This window comes from Rhodothermales bacterium (genome assembly GCA_040221055.1).
Taxonomy (GTDB): Bacteria; Bacteroidota; Rhodothermia; order Rhodothermales; family UBA10348; genus 1-14-0-65-60-17.
This window is the reverse complement of record JAVJVN010000009.1, coordinates 447,542-470,055: the sequence shown is the minus strand read 5'-3', so window position 1 is coordinate 470,055 and position 22,514 is coordinate 447,542. Positions and strand designations below refer to the sequence as shown.

General features: G+C 61.5%; 18 protein-coding genes. 13 read left to right on the top strand and 5 right to left on the bottom strand.

The genetic code is table 11. The features are described 5' to 3' along the window. Window positions 1–188: 188 nt before the first annotated feature. The 6 genes from RIE53_04640 to RIE53_04615 are packed head-to-tail and all read left to right on the top strand — an operon-like array spanning window position 189 to window position 4,884. A complete protein-coding gene (locus tag RIE53_04640) occupies window positions 189–818 on the top strand; it encodes an RNA polymerase sigma factor (GenBank protein ID MEQ9103964.1) in 630 nt (209 codons plus the stop codon). 3 nt (window positions 819–821) lie between these two features. Further along, entirely contained in the window at window positions 822–1,169 is a 348-nt protein-coding gene (locus RIE53_04635) for a hypothetical protein (protein MEQ9103963.1), read from the top strand. A gap of 34 nt (window positions 1,170–1,203) precedes the next feature. Continuing rightward, window positions 1,204–1,596: a hypothetical protein gene (locus tag RIE53_04630; GenBank protein ID MEQ9103962.1), complete on the top strand. Its 393-nt coding sequence runs from the start codon at window positions 1,204–1,206 to the stop codon at window positions 1,594–1,596. Beyond that, a complete protein-coding gene (locus RIE53_04625; GenBank protein ID MEQ9103961.1) occupies window positions 1,596–2,891 on the top strand; it encodes an efflux RND transporter periplasmic adaptor subunit in 1,296 nt (431 codons plus the stop codon). Before RIE53_04630 ends, RIE53_04625 begins: the two co-directional genes overlap by 1 nt. Window positions 2,892–2,893: 2 nt before the next feature. Beyond that, on the top strand, window positions 2,894–3,670 hold the full coding sequence (locus tag RIE53_04620) for an ABC transporter ATP-binding protein (protein ID MEQ9103960.1): 777 nt from the start codon (window positions 2,894–2,896) through the stop codon (window positions 3,668–3,670). Further along, window positions 3,667–4,884 carry an ABC transporter permease gene (locus RIE53_04615; GenBank protein MEQ9103959.1) on the top strand — a complete coding sequence of 406 codons (1,218 nt, stop codon included), beginning with the start codon at window positions 3,667–3,669 and terminating at the stop codon, window positions 4,882–4,884. Before RIE53_04620 ends, RIE53_04615 begins: the two co-directional genes overlap by 4 nt. On the opposite strand, the gene RIE53_04610 is transcribed toward RIE53_04615, so the two are convergent. The 4 genes from RIE53_04610 to dnaE are packed head-to-tail and all read right to left on the bottom strand — an operon-like array spanning window position 4,870 to window position 10,530. Beyond that, entirely contained in the window at window positions 4,870–5,364 is a 495-nt protein-coding gene (locus tag RIE53_04610) for a MogA/MoaB family molybdenum cofactor biosynthesis protein (protein MEQ9103958.1), read from the bottom strand. The two genes, RIE53_04615 and RIE53_04610, sit on opposite strands and share 15 nt — an antisense overlap. Beyond that, a complete protein-coding gene (gene yidD / locus RIE53_04605; protein MEQ9103957.1) occupies window positions 5,361–5,648 on the bottom strand; it encodes a membrane protein insertion efficiency factor YidD in 288 nt (95 codons plus the stop codon). Before yidD ends, RIE53_04610 begins: the two co-directional genes overlap by 4 nt. Next, window positions 5,645–6,991, bottom strand: a complete 1,347-nt coding sequence (locus RIE53_04600; protein ID MEQ9103956.1) for a M23 family metallopeptidase — start codon at window positions 6,989–6,991, stop codon at window positions 5,645–5,647. The genes yidD and RIE53_04600 overlap by 4 nt, the downstream gene beginning before the upstream one ends. A gap of 44 nt (window positions 6,992–7,035) precedes the next feature. After that, complete coding sequence (gene dnaE / locus RIE53_04595; protein ID MEQ9103955.1) at window positions 7,036–10,530, bottom strand: DNA polymerase III subunit alpha; 3,495 nt, start codon at window positions 10,528–10,530, stop codon at window positions 7,036–7,038. Between the two features lie 118 nt (window positions 10,531–10,648). Here dnaE and RIE53_04590 point away from each other — a divergent pair, with 118 nt between their 5' ends. The 7 genes from RIE53_04590 (at window position 10,649) to RIE53_04560 (ending at window position 19,701) form a co-directional block, all read left to right on the top strand. Then, on the top strand, window positions 10,649–11,302 hold the full coding sequence (locus RIE53_04590) for a hypothetical protein (GenBank protein MEQ9103954.1): 654 nt from the start codon (window positions 10,649–10,651) through the stop codon (window positions 11,300–11,302). 119 nt (window positions 11,303–11,421) lie between these two features. Then, a complete protein-coding gene (locus RIE53_04585; protein MEQ9103953.1) occupies window positions 11,422–11,595 on the top strand; it encodes a histone H1 in 174 nt (57 codons plus the stop codon). A gap of 86 nt (window positions 11,596–11,681) precedes the next feature. Beyond that, window positions 11,682–12,620, top strand: a complete 939-nt coding sequence (locus tag RIE53_04580; GenBank protein MEQ9103952.1) for a DUF3078 domain-containing protein — start codon at window positions 11,682–11,684, stop codon at window positions 12,618–12,620. Further along, window positions 12,617–14,662: a hypothetical protein gene (locus RIE53_04575; GenBank protein ID MEQ9103951.1), complete on the top strand. Its 2,046-nt coding sequence runs from the start codon at window positions 12,617–12,619 to the stop codon at window positions 14,660–14,662. The genes RIE53_04580 and RIE53_04575 overlap by 4 nt, the downstream gene beginning before the upstream one ends. Before the next feature lie 29 nt (window positions 14,663–14,691). Further along, a complete protein-coding gene (locus tag RIE53_04570; protein MEQ9103950.1) occupies window positions 14,692–16,011 on the top strand; it encodes a DUF5103 domain-containing protein in 1,320 nt (439 codons plus the stop codon). A gap of 103 nt (window positions 16,012–16,114) precedes the next feature. Beyond that, on the top strand, window positions 16,115–18,502 hold the full coding sequence (locus RIE53_04565; protein MEQ9103949.1) for a zinc-dependent metalloprotease: 2,388 nt from the start codon (window positions 16,115–16,117) through the stop codon (window positions 18,500–18,502). Beyond that, entirely contained in the window at window positions 18,499–19,701 is a 1,203-nt protein-coding gene (locus RIE53_04560) for an MFS transporter (GenBank protein ID MEQ9103948.1), read from the top strand. Before RIE53_04565 ends, RIE53_04560 begins: the two co-directional genes overlap by 4 nt. Here the strand turns inward: RIE53_04560 and RIE53_04555 are convergent. After that, window positions 19,638–22,484 carry a CHAT domain-containing tetratricopeptide repeat protein gene (locus tag RIE53_04555; protein MEQ9103947.1) on the bottom strand — a complete coding sequence of 949 codons (2,847 nt, stop codon included), beginning with the start codon at window positions 22,482–22,484 and terminating at the stop codon, window positions 19,638–19,640. The genes RIE53_04560 and RIE53_04555 overlap by 64 nt on opposite strands. Window positions 22,485–22,514 lie beyond the last annotated feature (30 nt).

The following is a 22,514-nucleotide window of genomic DNA, read 5'->3' as shown; positions in this document are numbered from 1 at the left end:
TCCCGGGGTACGCTTGCACGGCCGTCGTGTTCGGTGGAATGCAATCGGGTGTCCGGACGTCAAAGGGGCAGACCGGGACCCGGCGCAGGCCGGAACCGGACACGTTTCCCGAATCAAACGGATTGAACCCGCGATTGCCCGAAGTGATCTCCTCCATTTCCATAGCGATCCCTGTCCCTGAACGGAGCTTGACCAGCGCTGAACAGCGGGACATCAGGTCGTTTGAACGAACCGGAACCCTGCATATTGTAGAGGAACACGTCCAGGCAGCCGCAATCCGGAATGGCGATGAACGGGCCTTTCGCCGCTTGGTGGAGGAGCATCTGGATTCGGTTACGCGAACAGTAACCGGACTGCTGGGCAACACGCAGGAGGTGGACGATGTGGTGCAGGAGGTGTTCGTAAAGCTTCATGCCAACATGGATACCTTCCGCGGCGATGCAACACTGAGGACGTTCATCACACGGATTGCCATCAATCGCAGTCTGGATGTGCTGCGCGCACGAAAGCGGCGCCGTTGGTTGCAAGCCTGGGGCACGTCGAGTGACCTGGAGTCAGCCGGGGGCAGTGTGGAAGCCACCGATTCCGTGGCGGATGCGGAGCGGAACATGGCGCTCAGACGGGCCCTGAATGCCCTGCCGGAAAAACAACGGATTGTCGTCTTGTTGCGGCTGGTGGAAGAGTTGTCCACCGAAGAGACGGCGAATGTCCTCGGAATCAAATACGGAACCGTCCTCTCCCGCCTGAAGCGGGGTACGGACGCCCTCAAAATCGAACTGTCCCGCGTTGAAAAGGCAGCGGCGACGGAGGCACTCTGAATCATGGAAGAACACCGTCAACTGAGAACATGGCTGGGCAGCATGGTCGAACAGGAGCGCAAGGAAGCGCTGCGACCCATGCTGGCGGACCGGATTGTGCGCAAGGCCCGGGAGCAGGGCCTGGTCGGACAGAAGGCTTCACGGGGAGCCTTTGACGACATGACATTCGGGATCCTGGGCTGGTTCCGCCCTGTCGTTGCCGCGTGCCTGGTCGTCCTGATCGGGCTGCTTCTCTACAATCTGCGGCTGACCACGGACATGCCGGGCATCGACAGTACGGCAGACCGTTTGTTGGGCCTGCCGTCGGTTACGGTAGCCGTCGCCTACAATCCCGATTTCGAGGATCATTGATTCTGAGGATCACAGACATCGTGAAACTGAACCCATGAAAACACAAACCAAATCCGTCCTGGTCCTCCTGGTGACCCTCCTTGTCGGTATCGGCATCGGGGCCATTGGCTGGTCCATCGTGCATAACCAACGGATGGACCGCCTGCGCACCATGCGCGGCGCAGGGGGGCTGTATCACATGATTGAAGCGTACACCACGCCGACGGATGCGACCCAGGAGGCTGAACTCAGGGACCTGACGACGCGATACCAGGAGCGATTCAACGTGATCTTCGGAGATGTCTACGACCAGCGTCGGGTCATCCTGGACTCCATGCGCGTCGAACTCAGGACCATCCTGACCCCCGAACAACAACAGGACATGTCCGCCTGGCTCGATCGGCGTGACTCGGCCGACAAATCTTCCAAACAATCCAATTCTGACTGATGACACGCATTCTTGCCATTGTTGCCGTACTGGTTGTCGGCGCAGGCGCCATCTGGTATGCTACCCGCCCCGCCGAGACCACGGGAGTGGAATACCGGTTCGTCAACGTTTCAAAGGGCAACCTGGAGTCTGTCGTAGCATCGACAGGCACCCTGGATGCGGTCACGACGGTCCAGGTCGGCACGCAGGTGTCCGGCATCGTCAATCAGATCTATGTGGACTTCAATGACCCGGTCCGTCGTGGACAGGTCATTGCCCGGATTGATACGACACTCTTGGCATCATCCGTGCGGGATGCCAATGCGAGCCTGGTCCGGGCCCGGGCCCAACTTGAATTCAACCAGCGCGAGTATGATCGCGTGAAGGAACTCCATGAGAAGGGGTTCACCACGGAGGTCGCCCTCAACCAGGCCGCCTACAATCTGGATATCGCAAAGGCGGGTATCCAGACGGCGTCCATCAGTCTGGAGCGGGCCCAGCGGAACCTGTCCTATGCGACCATCATTTCGCCCATCGATGGCGTGGTCATAGAACGCAATGTGGATGAAGGCCAGACGGTTGCCGCCAGTCTGTCGGCGCCCCAGCTGTTCCTGATAGCGAACGACTTGAAGCGCCTCGAAATCCAGGCCTCGGTCGACGAGGGCGATATCGGGCAGATCCAGCCCGGACAGAAGGCTCGATTCACGGTGCAGGCCTACGACAACCAGATGTTTGACGGCGTGGTCCGGCAGGTCCGTCTCCAGTCCACCGTCACGAACAACGTGGTCACCTATACCGCTGTCATCGATGTGGACAATGCGGACGGCCGTCTGCTGCCGGGCATGACCGCCACCGTCGACTTCCTGATTGAGCGCGTGGAGGATGTGTACATGATTCCCAACGCTGCTCTCAGGTTTCGTCCCACCGAGCGGATGATGGGTGAGCTGCGAGCGCGCATGGAGGCCCAGCGCGCTGCAAATGGCGATTCGGCGTCCGGGTCACGCGCAGCCTCCGGTGGTGCGCCGACCGGCGCGGGCGGCGGTCGACCCGCCGGAATGAACGGGGGATTCGGAGGCGCATCCAACCGGGCGTTGCTCTGGTATCTGGATGAAGCCGGACAGGTACAGACCGTGCGCGTGGAAACCGGAATCACCGACGGATCCTCCACGGAAATCCGGGGCGAGGGGCTGAGCGATGGTATGCAGATTGTCGCTGGCGTCACCGAAACCGAAGCTTCGGGTGGTTTCAGCAATCCATTCCAGTCCAGCAGCGATGCCGGCAGCAGACCTTCATTCGGCCGCGGCGGCGGATTCTGATCATGACGAATCAGGAACAAGATGCGGTCATCCGGACGAGAGACATCCGGAAAGTCTACCAGATGGGGAAGACCCAGGTGCACGCCCTCCGGGGCGTGGATGTAGACGTTGTCAAGGGGGAGATGGTAGCCATCATGGGCGCATCGGGATCCGGCAAATCCACCTTCATGAATATCCTTGGCGGCCTGGACTACCCGTCCTCGGGAACGTACGAGCTGGATGGTATCCGGGTCGACTCGCTCTCAAAGAACAAGTTGGCAGATGTCCGGAATCTGAAGATCGGATTCGTATTCCAGGGCTTCAATCTGTTGGCGCGTACCACGGCGGTGGAAAATGTGGAGTTGCCACTGTTGTATGATCGCTCGAATCGCGTTAAGAACCCCCGTAAAGCCGCCATCGAAGCGCTGGAGCGGGTGGGACTGGGCGATCGAACCGATCACCTTCCGAATGAACTTTCGGGTGGACAGCAGCAACGTGTGGCCATTGCTCGGGCACTGGTGACCAATCCGGCCATGCTTTTGGCGGACGAGCCTACGGGTAATCTTGATTCCGTCACGACGGCCGAGGTCATGACCCTCTTCCAGGAACTGAATGATTCGGGCATCACCATCCTGTTGGTGACTCACGAGCACGACGTGGCGGAATATGCCACGCGCGTCATTGAACTCCGGGATGGTCGCATTATCCGCGACGAACAACAACAACGCGCATCGGCAGCCGATGCGTTGGCAAAAATCCGGGCCGAGCGGGCGCTCGAAGACGAAGAGGTTGCGGCATGAGGGCATTTCGGTTGGTGAAAGTGGCCGGCAAGAGCATCATCAAGAACAAGATGCGCACGCTCTTGACCATGTTGGGCATCATCATCGGCGTCGGAGCGGTCATCGTCATGGTGGCGGTCGGAGACGGTGCCAAGAGCCAGATTGAAGCGCAGATCAAGAATCTGGGCACCAACATGCTGGTGATCACGCCCGGATCGTCTTCCCAGGGCGGCGTCAGCGGTGGCATGGGCAGTTTCAACCGATTGAGCCTCGAGGATGCCGAGAAAATCCAGAACGAGGCGCTGTACATCAGTGCCGTCTCGCCGGTCGTGACGACGTTCACGCAGATCATCGGCGGCAGCGGAAACTGGCGGACGCGGCTCAACGGAGTGGATGTGGATTACCTGTCCATCCGTGACTGGGACCTGGCAGCGGGTTCCTGGTTCACGCCTCAGGACGTGCGGACCGGTAAGAAAGTGATCGTAATCGGGAAGACGATTGCCGACAACCTGTTCGCCGGACAGGATCCCGTCGGTCAATCCATACGGATCCGGAATGTGCCGGTGCAGATCATCGGCGTGCTCACGCCGAAAGGACAGACACCGGAAGGAAACGATCAGGATGACACGCTGCTGGCGCCGCATACCACGGTCAGTCAGCGATTGAGCCGGTTCCGGTTCGTTTCGCAGATCCTGGTCTCGACCCCGTCGCCAGCCGACATCGGGCCCGCCCAGGAGGAATTGACCGCCATCCTCCGGGAATCGCATAACCTGGCATCGTACGACGCCAACGATTTCGAGATCAAGAACCAGACCGAACTGGCGGACGCGGCGTCCGGTACCACCGAAGTCATGACGCTCCTGTTGGCCGCCATTGCTTCGATTTCGTTGCTTGTAGGCGGGATCGGGATCATGAACATCATGCTGGTGTCGGTCACGGAGCGAACACGGGAAATCGGTATACGGATGGCCATAGGGGCACGCGGCTCGGACGTGTTGACCCAGTTCCTGATAGAAGCCATCGTGATGTCGCTGCTCGGCGGTGCGCTGGGCGTAGCGCTTGGATACGGGGGCTCGGCCCTGGTGGCGAATGTGACGGGCTGGGCCACAGTGGTGGCTCCGGAGACCGTCATGGTCGCGCTGGTGTTTTCCGCCGCGGTCGGCATTTTCTTTGGTTTCTACCCCGCCCGCAAGGCGGCCGGCATGAATCCGATAGACGCCTTACGGTTCGAGTAGACCCGAGATATGCCCCATCTGGGGGATGATGATGCGCTCCATGGCGAGGCGGACCGCAGCGCGGGAGCCGGGCATGGAGAAGATGACGGTCCGGCCCAGGCGCCCGGCCGATGCGCGGGAAAGCATGGCGGCCGGTCCGATTTCGTCGTAGGAGAGCATGCGGAACAGCTCTCCGAACCCGGGGATGGTCGATTCGTAGAGTCCGTGCAGGGTGTCCCACGTGGTGTCCCGCGGGGCAAGTCCCGTTCCGCCTGTTATGAGGATGAAGTCGACCGCGTGTCCGGTAATGGCCGCGCGGATATGCTCCGGTTCGTCGGGAACGATGACGGGGCCGACGACGAAGTGGCCGGCCTGCTCCAGGGCCGATCGGATGAACGCGCCGCTGGTATCGGTCTCCGCCGTACGGGTGTCGCTGCACGTGATGACCAGGCAGTGGGCCGTCAGGCTGCGTCCGGCCGTTTCGTGTTCGGTGTGGCTCATGGGGTGGAAGCCTCGATTTCCGATTCCGTTTCCATGTCGGTGGACTCGCCGTACCAGACCGGGGGATCGTACCCATGTCCGCCCCAGGGGTGGCACCGTGAAATACGATGGATGGCCAGTATGGTGCCCTTGATGGCTCCGTAGCGATTCAGGGCTTCCACGGCGTACGCGGAGCACGTGGGTGTGAAATTGCACGACCCCGGGAAGTGGGGTGACAGGATTGACTGGTATCCTTTCACGAGCAGGACCAGGGCCTGGCGGGGGAGTCGGGTCAGGGCATTCATTGCAGCGTCGATATCCAGCCCAGACGTCCGTCCGGCAGGGCCACCGCCGAAAACGATTCTTCGGGCACGGTCGCTTCCCGCCCGTCCCGGGCCACAATATGCCCGGTCGTTCCGGCTTCCAGCAGGGCGATGGTGGGGGCGGCGCGGTGCGGACGTGAGCGCACCGTCGCGGCGGCGGTCAGCGTGATGGAGTCAAGCGGTTGGTCGAGCGGCTCGAGGCTGCGGGCGCTCACGTACGCCGTCGTGCCGTCGGCACGACGGACGCGATACGCGTCCCGCGCCGCCCCCACCACACGCACGGCAGCGTCCGCCATCCGGGCGTCGCGCAGCCACGCGCCGAGAACCGCCATGTCCGCCCGTGGCGGTTCCACGCGGCGGTTCGGCCGGAATACGTACGGCCAGGGGTCATTCGGGCCGTTCCGGTAAATGCCAAAATGAAGATGGGGAGGAGTGGTAATGGCATTGCCGCTGTTTCCGACCGTCCCGATGGTGTCGCCTGTGGCCACCCGCATGCCTTCCTCCACCAGTTGGTCTTCCAGATGGGCATAGTACACGTTCGCCCCCGTGGTCGTGTCACGCAGCCAGACCGTCTTTCCGCCGAGGCCGCCAATCCGCGTGCTCCGGATAATGCCGTCCACAACGGCTACGACGGGGGTGTGCCGGGGTGCGAAGATGTCCAAGCCGTGATGCTCCCGACGTCCTCCGTCCCGGGGATCTCCGAATCGGCTGCCCACGTCGTAGTAACTGCGACCGGCCACCGGAAATATGATGCTGGCCGTCTGGACGACCGTGAGCGTCCAGGCTCCCTCCACCAACAGTTCAGGTTGGACACGGAGCACATAGGAAGCCGTACGCATGGCGTCGTGGACCATGGACTGCGTGGAATCGGCACTGTCTACCCTTCGCAGGCCGAGCCCGTCGCCCGATCGATCCTCGAACACGTCGACGAACACCTGGAAATCCGCATCCACGGAGACTTCAAGGCGCTGACCCTGGGTCAGTTCAATCCGGAAGGCGTGGGCCTCGGGTCGCGTCGGATCGGAGAAAACCACTTCCTGATGCGGCAGCGATACCGGGAGGGGCGTGGCCAGCGCCGATTCGGCCTCATGCATCCATATGGCTCCCAGTCGATTGTCCAGCAGCCCGGCTGTATCCAGGGCATGGCGGTATCCATCATGCAGGGATACCGGGCGGTATTGGTCTCGGATGGGTTCCAGTACCCGGTCGCAGCCCGTCAACGCCACGAGCAGGGCCAGCACGGGGAGAAATGGAGTAAGACGCAGGGCAGAAAGACGCGGGGCTGAATTCACCGTGGCAGCACTTCGGGGTTCGGAAACAGGCATGATCCGGGCTCTACGCCCCTCGGCTACGTGGGTTGCGGCTTCCGTCATTCCCCTTCCACGGCCAACGCCCGGCGGCCGAACATGCGGCCCAGACCGTTCATCACATCCTGGTTCGGGTCCACCACGACGGATCGACACAGGATCCGCCTGGGCCGCGGATCCGACGCTGAAACCAGGTCGAAATACAGTTTGCAGTGCCCCCTGGCGTCCGCGAACAGGGATTCCAATTCGTCTACCTGGGCCAGCGTCAGGTCATCCGCCGAAACCCGGACAATCAACGATTTGACCATCTGTTCGCGGACCTTCCACATGGGGACGATGTCGTTGGCCATGATCTTCGAGGTCCCCCCGCGCACTTCCACGGCCCCTTTCACGAGGACGATGGAATCCACCTGCAGGTATTGCTGGATCCGGTCGTACGTGTTCGAGAAACACACGACCTCGGCCTGGCCCGTGAAGTCCTCGAACTGACAGAAAGCGAAGGGCTTTCCGTTCTTCGTCACGCGATGCTGGACCTCCGTGATGATGCCGCAGAACGTGTACTGAGGACGGTTCTGGCGGTACGCATAGCTGTCGTCCCCTTCCGGCTCCGCCTCGAAGAGGCCGGGAATATCCGAAATCTGGGTGTTCCCGAACGCTCGCGATTCGGGTCCGTAGGCCTCCAAAGGGTGTCCCGAGACATAGAATCCCACGGTCTCCCGCTCTTCCTTCAGGAGCCGGGCCTTCGGCCAGGGGGCAATCTGGGGCAGTGCAGGCTCCATGGGCGCGGCGCCGTCGCCGCCGGGCTCGCCGAAAAGCGACATCATGCCGGCCGCGGCATCGGCCTGTCGCTGCTGTCCGTACTGGACGGCTATGTCGGCGGCCTCCGCCAACTGGGCACGATGTCCATCCAGCATGTCCATGGCCCCGGCCCGGGCCAGGCTTTCGACAGCCTTCTTGTTGATGGCGCGCAGGTCCACCCGGCCCGTGAAATCAAACAGGGACGTATAGGGACCATTTTTCTCGCGCTCCTCGACCAAGGCATCGATAGCCCCCATGCCGACGCCTTTGATGGCTCCCAGCCCGAACCGGATTCGGCCGTCCTCGACCGTGAACCGGGCGTGGCTGTCGTTGATGGATGGCGGACGCAGTTCCAGTCCGAGATGGCGCGCCTCCTCGAGCACAACGGCCAGTCGTTTGGTGTCGCCCATTTCGTTGGTCAGCGCGGCGGCCATGAACTCCGCCGGGTAATGGGCCTTGAGCCATGCGGTCTGGTACGCCACGATGGAATAGGCCGCGGCGTGGCTCTTGTTGAATCCGTACCCGGCGAATTTGGCCATGAGGTCGAACACCTCATTGGCCGTCTTCTCGTCGACCTCGCGTTCGGCTGCTCCGGCCACGAAAATGGCCCGCTGCTTGACCATTTCCTCCTCCTTCTTCTTGCCCATGGCGCGTCGAAGGATGTCGGCGTTGCCCAGCGAGTACCCCCCCATGACCTGCGCCATCTTCATGACCTGCTCCTGGTAGACCGGAATCCCGTAGGTGGGCTCCAGGATGGGCTGCAACATCTCATGGTAGTACGAGACCTCTTCCAGGCCTTTCTTGCGCGCCACGTAGTGCTTGATGTTGTCCATCGGGCCTGGACGGTAGAGCGCATTCATGGCAATGAGATCGTTGATCTCGGTGGGCCCCAGCTGACGCATCCATTCACGCATGCCCGACGACTCGAACTGGAAAATGGCCACCGTGTCGCCGCGTTGGAACAGCTCATAGGTGAGCGGATCATCCAATGGAATCGCATCGAGGTCCACCGTCACGCCGTGGTTCTGGGCAATCAGGTCCAGCGCATCGTTCAGGACCGTGAGCGTCTTGAGCCCCAGGAAGTCCATCTTCAGCAAGCCGAACGACTCCACCCACTTGCCGTCGTATTGGGTCGTGATGACATCGTCATTGCCCGATTTGCCCTTGGCCACCGAAATGGGGACGTAATCACTGACCCGACCGGGTGCAATGATGACACCCGCCGCGTGCACGCCCGTGTGCCGGGCCGATCCTTCCAGGACGGTTGCGTAATGCATGAGCTTGCGGATGTGCTCATCGCCGTTATCCCGGAGGTCACGGAATTCCTTGACCTCCTCGAAGGCCGTGGCCAGGGATGACTTCGGCCCTTCCGGAATGAGTTTCGCAATCCGGTCCGCCTCCGGCAGGGGAATCTGCATGACGCGCGCCACGTCGCGGATGACCGACCGGGCACCCATCGTCCCGAACGTCACGATCTGACACACGCTCTCACGGCCATATTTCTTGACCACGTAGTCAATGACCTTGGATCGACCGCGATCATCGAAGTCGATGTCGATATCGGGCATGGAGACGCGTTCCGGATTCAGGAAACGTTCGAACAGCAGATCGTATTCCAGTGGGTCAACGTTCGTGATGCCCAGGCAATAGGCCACGATGGAGCCGGCGGCCGAGCCGCGTCCCGGGCCCACACTCACGTTCAACTCGCGCGCCGCCGTGGTGAAGTCCTGCACGATCAGGAAGTACCCGGCGTATCCCATCTCCTTGATGATGCGCAACTCGTAGTCAATCCGCTCGGTGACCTGGGACGGCATTTCCGGGTACCGATGCGTCGCGCGCTCATACACCAGATGCTTCAGATAGGCATCCATGTCATTCCCGAACGCAGCGGGAAGCGGGAAATGCGGCATGAGCAACTGTCCCATCTGCAGTTCCAGCGAACACTTGTCGGCGATGACGCTCGTATTCTCCAGGGCACGGCGCACGGTGGCATCATCGACATCGCGAAGCGCCAGTTCCATTTCCCCGGCCGTCTTCAGGTAGAACTGGTCGTTCTCGAAGCGCATGCGGTTCGGATCGTAGAGATCCTTCCCGGTCTGCAGGCAGAGCAGCACGTCCTGGGCTTCGCTGTCTTCCTGATGGACGTAATGCACGTCGTTCGTGGTCACGACCTCAACGTTGTACTCCTTGGCCCACTGGAGCAGCACGCGGTTGCAGGTATGCTGGTCCGGGATGTTGTGGTCCTGGATTTCGATGTAATAGTCGTCGCCGAAGACGTCCAGCCACATTTCAAAAACCTTACGGGCCTCCGCCTCACCCTTGTGCAGGATGGTCTGCAGGACCTGTCCCTGCAGGCAGCACGTGGTGGCAATGAGCCCTTCCGAATGCTTCTTCAGGGTCTCCAGGTCTATCCGAGGCTTGTAGTAATAGCCTTCGGTGAAGGACAGGGAGGACAGCTTGATGAGATTCCGATAGCCGGTTTCGTTCTTGGCAAGCAGCACCTGGTGGTAGCGTACGCGGTCGTTGCGGTCGTCCATGCCGGACGCCGTGACGTAGAACTCGCAGCCGATGATGGGCTGGATGCCCGCCTTCTTGGCCGTCGTATAGAATTCGGGCACACCGAACAAATTCCCGTGGTCGGTTATGGCCACGGCCGGCATTTCCAGTTCCACCGCCCGATCCACCAGCTTCGAAATGTGGGCTGCCCCGTCCAGAAGCGAATATTGGGTATGGCAATGGAGGTGGCAGAACGGGGTCATGGACACGGGATGGCGGTTCGGAATCGGCAACAGGGGGTGGAACGCACCGGATCAATTGGCGCTCCGGCAAATAAACCATCGCCCACTCTCCAAGCAACTGCAAGTCGCCGACGTGTCCATGAATTCGACCGAAACGGACCTGGTCTGTATTGACCGAGCTGCCCAATCCGATCTCATGTTCTGGAATCTGCTGGGCAATGCACTGTCCACGCAAACCGTCCGACCGCCGACCTTCCTGATTGTGGAGCCGGGAGGCATGGACGAAGTGGTTCGGGAGGAACGGGTCCGGGAGGAGGTCAAGGAAGCCGTATTCCGGCTGACGGATCTTGGCGTTGCAACGGTCGGATTCACCGGCTGCGACCGGAAATTCATCCAGTTGGGCGGGATGGAAATCCGGGTGGGGGATTGGTCCATTCTGATGGATTCCGCTGCCCGGAATGTGGTGGTTCTGGTCGCTTCCGTGGCCTGTCACCCGGAGCGGGGATGGGTCCGGATTCCGCCCCTTGAAGTGGCCCGTGTCGTAAAGGATGTGGTCCCCGGTGGAATCCGGTTAGTCCATATGGTACAACGGCTTGCGCCGGAATTGCAGCACGCCGGAGAACGCGGGGAATCGGTGGCGGCTCATGCCCTGGAGGCGGCTGGATGCATGCCCGCGGAGGGGGTGCACGAGTCCGTGTCCGACATGTATGTGCATCACGTATCGCGGTGGGCTGCCTGGGCCCCGGTTCCGGTATCGGGCATGGGCCTAAGTTCAAATAATCGGCTTGATTAAGCCAGAAATGACGCTTTCTGCTTGACACGCCTTTCCGGGGCATGTACTTTGACGCCATCATTCACGAGGTCACTTCATCTGCCTCGCTGAGCCAACGTATCACCCTAGGAGGAATTAAAATGAGCAGATTTGCCGATCTCAAGAGCTTTGTTGACGGACTGGAAGACGACTTCAGCAAGTTCTACGACAAGGGCAACAAGGCAGCTGGCACCCGTGTCCGCAAGGCCATGCAGGACATCAAGAAGATGGCCCAGGACATCCGTGTTGAAGTCCAGGACAAGAAAAACGACTGATTGCCGTCCGTTTTGAAAAGTGGAGGCTGTACCGCCCGGTGCGGCCTCCACTTTTTTTTTGCCCTTCCGGTTTTCGGACCCGGACCATGACGACGTCCGGAAATACCCAACCTGTTTTTGTCATGATGCGAGTAGTCGCCTCCCCACGGACAGTCATCCTGTCCCTTCTTTTCCTGCTGATGTCCGCGGTGCCGGCATCGGCACAGGATGCCCCGCCGCCCGACTCGTCGTCGGGTAGCTGGACAAAGAGCCTGTTGGGCAAGCTGAACGGATCGCAGGCGGGATTCCAGAATTGGGCGGAAGGCGGCGTAAATACGCTCGCCATCAGTTCCGGCCTGGACGGTTCGGCCGAGCAGGCATCGGGGAACTGGACCAAGAAGTCCACCCTCCGGCTGTCTTTCGGGGTCGTCAAGCAGGACACCCTGGCATTCCGAAAGGCAGAGGATCTCATCCGACTGACCATGGCGCTCAATTATGCCGGGAATGGAAAGCTGTTGTTGTTCCAACCGACCGTTGCGGCGGGTGCACGTACGCAGTTCGCGCCAGGATTCAATTTCGAGAAGAACCCGTTCGGTGATGGACGGACCCCGCCGGTCAAGGTGTCCGACTTCCTGTCCCCGGGTACGTTCACCCAGTCCCTTGGCTTGGCCTACAAACCCAAACCCTGGTTCAGTCAGCGGCTGGGCCTCGGTGCCAAGCAGACGGTTGTCATGATCGAAAGCTTGCGGCCACTGTACAGCGTAGATCCAGGAAGCAGCGCGCGTTTCGAGTTCGGTGTGGAAGCCTTCACGGATTTCGACAAGGAGATCTTCAGGAATGTCCACTACAAATCCACGCTTGGGCTGTTCGCTGCGTTCAACAAGCCTGACCTGCCGGACTATCTTTGGGAAAACGTGGTCACCATGAAGGTGAATTCCTGGCTGCAGGTCAACTTCGAGTGGTCCATGCTGTTCGATGAGGATGTCAGCAGCAAACTCCAGGTCAAGGAAGTATTCGCCGTCGGAATCGCATACAAGTTCATTTGACGTCCCTGAACAGGGACGCTCCATTCCGACGCACGGAGCTGTGGGTCTATGTGATCCTCGGATTGGTCCTCTGGCAAATCCCTGTTTTTGACCGCCTGCACGTGGAGAGCGGCGCCGTTGGGGCCACGGTGGCGTTCTTCCTTTCGGGATGGGCCGGCGCTCGGGGAGGGAGATTGGTTCCCCGCATGCTGTGGCCGTTGGTACTGGTGGGTATGCTGTTGGTGTCTCTCCTGTGGGCACCGAATTGTGACATCCTGCGGGGGAGTGGACTGTTCTTCGTGCTGGTCTGGCCGTCCGTCATCCTCGGTTGGGCCGTGGGGCACTGGGCGCGGAGTCGATCAGGGCGTCCCGTGTTCTGGATGTTCATGGTGGGTGGGGTCGTATTGGTTGCGGGACCGCTGTACGACGTGGGGTTGCATCCCCAGTTCTACAGCTACAATCACGTGTTCGGGGCTGTACTCGGACCGATTTACGATGAGGATCTGGTTGTCCGGGCGGGATTGTTCGTGTTCCGGGGAATGTCGCTCCTGTGGGCCGCGGTTTTCGTGGCCTGGGCCAGGGGGCGCTTCGGACTCATGCTGATTCCGGGACTGCTGTTGGGATTGCTCTACGCACAACCCGGTCGGGTTGGAATCAACACCCCGGAGGCGTGGCTGCAGTCCCGCTTCACGGGTCACGCACAAACAGCACATTTCGATGTCTTCTACGATACCACGGCTGTCCCACACGCCGCGCTTGGCCGGATCCTGGATGACCATGAATGGCACTTCGACCGACTGCACCGCATGACCGGTGTGCGACCGGCAGGGCGTGTCGCATCCTACGTGTATCCCGACAATGCGACGCGAGCCGGCCTTACGGGGGCACGTACAACAAGCGTGGCCCCGGTCTGGCTCAGGACCCCACAGGTGCACGTTTCGATGGCATCGTTGGCGTCGGTCTTTCCGCATGAACTGGCCCACGTTTTTTCGAGGGAATTCGGGACACCCGTCCTCAGGGCCTCGCCGCTCGTCGGTCTGGTTGAAGGCTTCGCCGTGGCCGTGGAGCCTCCGGGCGGCGGACCGTCCCCGGAAGCGATGGTCCTGGCTGCCCATCCGGACGCATCCCGCCGTGCAGCGGTCGCGCAGGAGGTCGCTCGTTCCTTGACTCCGCTCGGTTTCTGGAGCGGTCGTGCGGGGGTTTCGTACACGTGGACGGGTGCGTTTGTGCATCACCTTGTTGAAACGCGGGGAATGGACGCCTTCCGCCGGGTGTACCGGTCGGGCGACTTCATGGCGGTCTACGGGCAGTCCGCCGAGCATCTCATGGCGTCGTGGGTGCGGGACATGCCCGGATTCCTCGCATCGCTGCCTGCCGATGCCCGCGACACGGGTCAACGCCGGTTCGGCGTCCTGTCCCTGTTCGAGCAATCGTGTCCCCATTGGGTACCCCGGCCGGTCCGGGCGTACCGGGAAGCCATGGCGAATGCGGATACGTCGGGGCTGCGGCTCGTCTGGCAGCGCTGGCCGGAATTCCACCAGGCGCGCCTGGGTTGGGCCTCCCTGGTGCTGCCCGGAACGATGCCGCCCCTTTCGGGTCGACCCGTGCATGCGCAGTCGGTTTCGGCCGTACTGAATGGCGTGCCCCCATCCGATCGACACGCAACATGGCATCTTTTCGCGGGCCTCGCCGCCGCCAACGTCGCCCAGGCCTCGGATTCCGTCGGTTCCGCCAAGGCTCGCTCCCTGCTGCTCCAGGCGCTTCGACGTTCACTCCTCAGCGACCGGACGCTCCGGTATCGCGCATTGGAGGGATTGGATGCGATCACACCCGGCGGGCTGGACGGAAGCCTTCGCGATGAGTGGATGCGGCTCCAGCTGTACCGGGAGGTTGTGGATGGAACGATGGACGGGGACCTGGATACGGCAGTACACGTAGGAGAGGGGTTGGTCCGACAATCCCGATCGGTGGGCGACTTCGGGATGGCCGCGCTGGGCCAGGAATGGCTGGACCGGATTACCTGGCACCGCCAGCACGTGTCGGCCCATTCCACCCCCCGATAACAAGCGTCTTTTCCGACAATCAGTATCCCATGCGCGATCGACTTTTTACCGGATGGCTGATCCTTCTCTTGCTGGCCGCGACCGGATGCGCGTCGACGGAAGAGGTCTCCGATGATCGACGCGCCGAAAAACCGGGTGTGGCCCAGCCTCCGGGCCCGGGCCTCTCTCCGGATCACCCGGCCGTGCGCACGATCCAGATCCATGGATCGGGGGGACAGAACACTCTCCCGGTGATTGTTCTGGGCGAACGGGAGAGCGTCCGCGTCGCGTTTGACATCCTGGATGATTCGCTGGTGGAATCCGGAGAAGGGGGAGGTGCCCGGCCGGTTTCAGTCTATTTCCGGCACATGGACCGGGAGTGGCGGGAGGATCTGTCACCGGCCCAATACATGGATCGCTTCATGCATGACACCATCCTGGATTACCGTCCGTCCGCTGGCACGCTGACGCCGTTTACCCATTACGAGTACCGGTTTCCGAACGACGCCGTGGACTTCACGGTGAGCGGCAATTATGTGCTCCGCGTGACCGAGCAGGGGAGGGAAGACCAGGTCTTGTTTGAACGGGTTTTCTTCGTGTCGGAACAGGCGTTTCCGGTGGATATGCGACTGGATGATGTGCTCAATATCGGATCGCGTTTCCGGGGTATCCAACCGCTTGTCCAGTTCCGACCCACCGATCCCGGGGTCGACGCCTTCAACTACGACGTGTGTTTCACAAGGAACGCCGATTTCGCGGGCGCACGATGCGCCGATGGACCCTCCCTGGCGGCCAATCCGGACCTGTCGTTCTATCTCGAACCCCAGGATGCCTTCGTCCCGGGTGGAGCCCGGTGGTTCCTGGATCTGGGAGATGTCCGAACCGGCGGGTCCATTGAACGCACCAATCAATCCCGCACGCCCTGGCGGGTCTGGCTGACCCCGGACCAGGCGCAATTCCCGGGGTCCTCGCTGGCCCCTTTCCTGAACGGACAGCCGGTAGTGGAAGGAGCCGTTCCAGGCGCAATGGATGCCGCTCTGCGCGCCGAATACGTGGAAACCACGTTCCGATTCAGGACATTGACGGGTCAACCCATCCCGGGAGGCGTTTCCATTGCCGGTACGTTCAACGGGTGGCATGCGGACCGCCTCATGACGTGGAATGCCGAGGACGCGTGGTACGAGCAGTCCGTGCTCGTCAAGCAAGGTCTGCACGAGTACCGTTATGAGGTGCGGGATCCGGCGCACCGGCAGGCGCTGGAGATGACCTCAGCCCAGCCCGTCAATATGTATTCCTCCTTCGTGTACCTGGACGACATCCGTTCACAGACCGATCGACTGGTCGCCGTCGTGTCTGCGTTGGTGCGATGAACGTCGCTGGACCGTACCTTGTGGGTCCATTTTTTGCAGCAGCACAACCCCCACAACGATGCCTCGAACTGCATCCACCCGACTCGGGCTTTTCTTCCTGTCCATGATCCTGCTCCTGGGCTCCGGCTGTACCGGATCCAGGCAGGCCAGCACCACCGCATCCACCGAAAGTCCCTTTGCCACCAAGAGCACCGACGGCCCGAAGGCCTTCCGATCCGTCATCAAGACCGATTTCGAAAAAGACGAGGGTATCTTCACCGTTTACCGGAACGACGGTTCGGTCTGGTTCGAGATTCCGGACGAGTGGATGGACCGGGAATTCCTGCTGGTTACGCGGATTGCACGGACGGCGAACAACATCGGCTACGGTGGGCAGAAGGCCAATACACAGGTGGTCCGTTGGGAGCGCAACGAAGACCGGGTCCTGCTGAGGGTGGTCGGATATGAGAACCAGGCGGACGAGGACGATCCCATTTACCAGGCCGTCCGCAATTCGAACCTGGAGCCCATCATCAAGGCATTCGACATTGAGGCGTTCAACGCGGACACGTCTGGCGTGGTCATCGACGCAACGGATCTCTTCCTGGACGACGTACCGTCGCTCGGGCTGCAGTCCTCCCGCAGGTCTTCGTATCAGGTCCGGCGACTGGACCGGTCCCGTTCCCATATCTCGTCGGTCAAGAGTTTCCCCGAAAACGTGGAAGTCCGTCACCTGCTCACGTACGAGGCCGCCAATCCGCCCTCCAACAGCTCTACGAACACCATTTCCGTTGAAATGGCGCAGTCCATGCTGCTGTTGCCGGCCGAGCCCATGAAGCCCCGGTACTGCGACGATCGCGTCGGATTGTTCTCCGTCCGTTTCTCCGAGTATTCCAGCGATCAGCAGAAAGTCGAGGACCGCTGTTTCGTGACCCGCTGGAAGCTTGAGCCCAGTGACCCCGAGGCGTATGCGCGCGGGGAACTGGTGGATCCGGTCGAGCCCATTGTCTACTACATCGATGCCAACACGCCGGAAAAATGGCGTAAGCCCCTCATGCAGGGTGTGGAAGACTGGCAGCCGGCATTCGAAGTGGCCGGTTTCAGCAATGCCATCATTGCCAAGATGGCTCCCACGACGGAGGAAGACCCCGATTTTTCCCCTGAAGACGCCCGTTACTCGGTCATCCGGTATTTTGCATCGTCCATACAGAACGCTTCGGGCCCGCATGTCCACGACCCCCGGAGTGGCCAGATCCTGGAGAGTGACATCAACTGGTATCACAACGTGATGAACCTGCTCCGGAACTGGTATCTCATCCAGACCGCCGCCGTGAACCCGGCTGCTCAGGGGGCCACGTTCGAGGATGAGGTCATGGCCGAACTGGTCCGGTTCGTGTCTGCCCACGAGGTCGGTCATACGCTCGGCTTCCAGCACAACATGGGGTCTTCCTATGCCTTTTCGGTCGAACAACTGCGGGACCCTGTTTTCACGGCGACGCACGGCACGGCACCGTCCATCATGGATTATGCCCGATTCAACTATGTGGCACAGCCCGAAGACGGTGTGACCCAGTTCGGACCCATGGTCGGTGATTACGATAAATGGGCCACCAAATGGACGTATTCCTGGTTCGATGACCAAGCAACGGCAGACCAGGAGGCCGTGACCTTGAATACATGGGTCAAGGAGCGGGCCGGCGATTACCGCTATTGGTTCGGGCGCAGTGTGGCCAGCGATCCCCGTAGCCAGACGGAGAACATTTCGAACGACGAAATGGAGGCCAGTCGGCTCGGGATCCTGAATCTTCAGCGCATCCTGGACCGGATTCCGGAGTGGAGCGCCGAAACGGGCGAGGATTTCGACGAACTGGCCGAGCTGTACCAGAATGTCGGCAGTCAGTACAACCGGTACATCGGCCACGTCGTACGGAACGTCGGAGGGATCTACGAAACGCTGAAGACCTCGGATCAGGACGGAGTGGTCTACGAACCGGTACCTGCCGATCGGCAAAAGCGGGCTGTGGCCTGGATGAATGATCATGTCTTCACGACGCCCCATTGGTTGGTGCGTCCCGAAATCGTCCAGTTGCTGGAGTCCACCGGTACGATTGACCGCGTACGGGGCTACCAGGTCGGCGGGCTGGCACAGCTCTTCAACGCGTCTCGAATGGCGCGGATGATCGAGACCGAGGTGGTCTACGGGGTGGAGGGTGCCTATTCAGTCCCCATGTTGTTTGAGGATGCGCGTGGTGCCGTGTTTTCGGAGCTGAGGGCAGCTTCGCCCGTCGATGCCTATCGACGGAACCTCCAACGCGGATATGTCGCCCGCCTCGCTACGCTGTTGGAAGGTGAAGGGGACACCGGATCGGATGTTGCGGCCCTGGTCCGGGCGGAACTCTCGACCCTGGAGTCCATGGTCGACCGTGCGGCTTCCCGGACGACCGACGCCGTCACAAGGGCACACCTGGAGGACCTGTCCGTACGGATTGAAAACATCCTGGACGAAGATTGACGGGTGCCCGTTCCCAGATCGGCCTGCTGGCTTTCGTGGTCCTGCTGGCCATGGCCGTCTGGTTCAGCGCTTCAGCCATCGTGCCGCAGCTGGCCCTTGAATGGGGGCTGCAGGCCGCGACCCTGGGATGGCTGACCATGTCCGTCCAGCTCGGATTCGTGGTGGGTGCCATGTTGAGTGCGGTGGGCAACCTGGCGGATCGGTTTCCTGCGCCCCGGGTCGTGGGTGCAAGTGCGTTCCTGGCCGCCCTTGCGACGGCGGCCATTGCCGCATTGTCGGAGTCGGTTGCGTCCGTAGTCATCCTTCGCTTCCTGACGGGGGTTGCACTGGCCGGCGTGTATCCTCCCGCCATGAAAATCATGGCGAGTTGGAGCAGGGAACGCCGCGGGTTCAACATCGGCCTGTTGGTCGGAGCACTGGCCGTCGGCTCTGGGGTGCCCCATCTGATCGGTGCCTTCTCGGCGACCATTCCGTGGCGCGGGCTGCTGGCCTGGACGGCCGTGCTGGCCATCCTGGCTGCCATCCTGGCTGTGGGTTGGGTGAAGACCGGGCCGTTCACCGTCCGCAGCACGGCCTTCCACTGGAAACACGCCCTCCAGGGATTCCAACGTCCGGGTGCCCGTGTGGCCAATGTGGGCTATTTCGGTCACATGTGGGAGCTGTATGCCGTCTGGGCATGGGCACCCATTGTATTGCTGTCGTCCTGGGAGTCCCATGGCTGGCCGTTATGGGGTGCCCGGATGTCGGCGTTCGGAATGTTCGCAGCGGGTGGTGCGGCCTGTATTCTGGCCGGACGCATTGCGGACACTCGCGGTCGACTTCCCGTGACGAATACGTCCCTGGCCGTTTCGGGAGCCTGTTGCCTGGTTGTCGGATTCGCCTATGGGAATCCACTGATCCTCACCGTGCTGTGCCTGGTCTGGGGATTCTTCGTCGTCGCGGACAGTGCGCAGTTCAGTGCAATGGTTTCGGAACACACCGATCCGGAATGGTTGGGTACGGCCCTCCAGGTACAGACCAGCATCGGGTTCCTGATAACGGTCGTGTCGCTCCAGATCGTGCCGGTCATGATCGACGGGGTCGGTTACCGGTGGGCCTTCGCCGTGCTCGCACTCGGACCGTTTGTCGCGCTCGTCTACACGATGGTCAACACGAACGCCGCCCAGATGGACGGGTCGGAAAGCAAGGCAGGCTCCTGAGCAAACGACAGCTTGGTCCGCTGAAGCGCAATGGGTGGCGATTCGCCGTCCAGCATGCGCGCATAGAATCGGACCATGAATTCAGTCGTGGCGGCGTCGTCGACTGCCCAGTTTGACACCAGGGCCTGTTCCACGCCCGACATGCTCAACGCAATGCTGAAATCGAAGGCGGCCGACAGGCCACCGGTCCTTCGCGCCGATTCGCACGAGCTCAGGACCAGGAGCCGGACAGGCAGGGACCGGGTCGCCATTTCAGCCGGCGTCAGCACACCGGACGCAGGAGATGCTTCCCCCGGTTTGAACAGGATGCCCGACCCGTGGGGTGTGAGGGGGTCGAACCGGCTGTGGGTGGCCAGGTGGACGATATCCGTGGCGCGGGTCGCCTGTCGGAGGAACGTCCCCTTTTCCACGTTCGACGCGCGGCGGACCTGGATGTCCGGTCGTATCGACATCAGCCGTTGGAGTGCGTCGGCTTCCCGCGCCGCACCGGGCAAGGATGCCGGGCGTGAGGGATGGGACCCGGACGCGCCCGTGAACGGGACGTCAAAAATCTGCATGCTTGCGCCGGGGGCCATCACGGTCCAGTCTGACAATCCGGTCAGCCTGCCCGCCGAATGGGCGTAAACAATGGCGTGGCGTTCCACCAGGTGACTGAACGGTTTGCCGGAATCATAGGACAGCAACTCGAAGGGCAGGTTGTAGAGTCCGTCATCCGGCGATACCACCAGCACAGGGGTCGTGGTCAGGGGCAGCAGGGGCTCCAACATGAGCCCGGACAACCGCCTTGAGGTCTGCTCGACCACGGACCGGTTCCCGGCTCCTATGGCTTCCATGAATGCCGCAATGGCCGGCTCGATCTGCCGGGCCGTGCCCAGGGCCACCAAATTGACCGAATCGGGAGAGACCACGATGGCATGCAGTCGACGCAGGCTGTCGGGTGCAGGGCTCGACCAGAAATAGTGATGGAACGTGGCGTCCAGGGCCGCCAGCCGTTCCTGTATGGCCGGTACACCGACCGGTATGTGGATATCGGATGGACCATCTTCCGTTCCGGCTGCCCGTTCGAACGCCAGCTGGAGCTGCACGCGCTCGGCAATCAGGTCCGATACCATGTTGGATTCCGAAGGACCGGCCTCTGCGATGGCGAGTTCCGACTCGACCTGCATGAGCTCGGACATCGTGTCCCCGAGCGTTCGGGCCCGCTCACGCTGGACGCGACGGACGAACAAGGATTTGCGGGATTCCACGTGCCGCCAGGCGTCCTCCACGGCGGATGCGCGAACGGCAAGGTCGGTGAGTCCGGTGTACAGCCCATGGGCCTGTGTGTACCACAGGCGGTCGAATTTCAGGGACCAAAGGGGGGACTGGAGCCGCTCGGCCGTTCGTGCCGCCCGTTCCGCCCGGGCCGCGGTTGCCGCCGTGGGAACGGACAACTCCAGCAAATGCGCCTGCAGCCACTGCCGGATGCTCTCCTCGACCGGCGGATCCTCGTGCAACGTGGAGTCCGATACAGGAGACCACGGACACGTCCGGACACAGGCATCTATCCAGTCCAGGTACTGCCGCGCAGAATCCGTGTTGTGCGTACGGAGCTGGAGTTCGGCGAGCGTGTTGGCAATCCGGAATGAAACCGGGTGCTTGTTGGCTACGGCGGACGACCATGCCTTTTCCAGGCCGTTGATGGCGTCCGGAATGCGGGATGAGACGGCCAGCAGTTTCGACCGGTCGATTTCGAATTCCCACATTCCCGGAGAATCGGTCAACTGGTGAATACCGGCCAGACGTGTGGCGAGTTCAGCATGATGCGAGGCTTCCTCAAGCTGATTCAGGCGGATGTGGGCGGCCGTCAAGTTCGCCAGGGTGTTGATGAGGGTCGCGCTGCTGTCACCCTGGACCACCTTCTTGATGGAAAGGGAACGCTCCAGGTAGTCGATGGCTTCCTGGTTGCGGTCCAGCTGGACCAGGGCCAATCCGATATTATTGAGTGAATAGGCGTATTCGGGGTCGTACGGACCCGCGTTCCGACGGGAAATGTCGGCAGCCCGCTCGTGGAAGTACAACGCCTTTTCGTACTCGCCGATAGCGGTATAGACGTTTCCCAGGTTGCCGATGGAGCCACCGGTTTTCGGGTGGTCCGGTCCCAGCAGCCGCACACGACGCGCGTGGACCTCCCGGTGGGTGGAAAGGGCGCGCGCGGATTGCCCGGTCCGGTAGTACACGTTTCCGAGGTTGTTGCGGGTATTCAGTTCGAAATACTGTTCGAGGTCACTGACGGCCGGATTGGCATCCAGAGCCTGGAGGTACAGGATGGTGGCCGCCTCGTACGCCGCATTCATGTGTTCCATGTAACCGAGCGTGTGCAAGCCGTACGCCAGGATCCACGATCGCTCTCCCGGATTGGAGGCCACGGCCGTGCTGCAGTCTGCGTGGGCATTCCCGGCGCGATCGTATCGACCCAGTCGGATTTCCATTTCCAGCAGTCCACAGGATCTCACCACGGAAGCGGCGGCATCCTCCCCGGGCATGCGGGAAAAGAGCAGGTTCGCCTCGGCGTATCGTTGCTGGGCGATATAGGACAGGCCCGTCAACAAGGCATTGTCAAGGGATTCGTCGTCCTTGAATCGGCTGATCACCGCATCGTAATCCCCAGACAGATATGCGGTCTCCGTGTCTTTCGGACTCCGGCAATGGGCCGAGGCCACAAACCACGTCAACACCACCACGCCCAGCATGCCAAGCCATCCGAGAGCGCGGTGGCGGACCGGAAAAACGCGATGGAGCACGGGGGATGGGAGGCGGTCAGATGGTGTCAT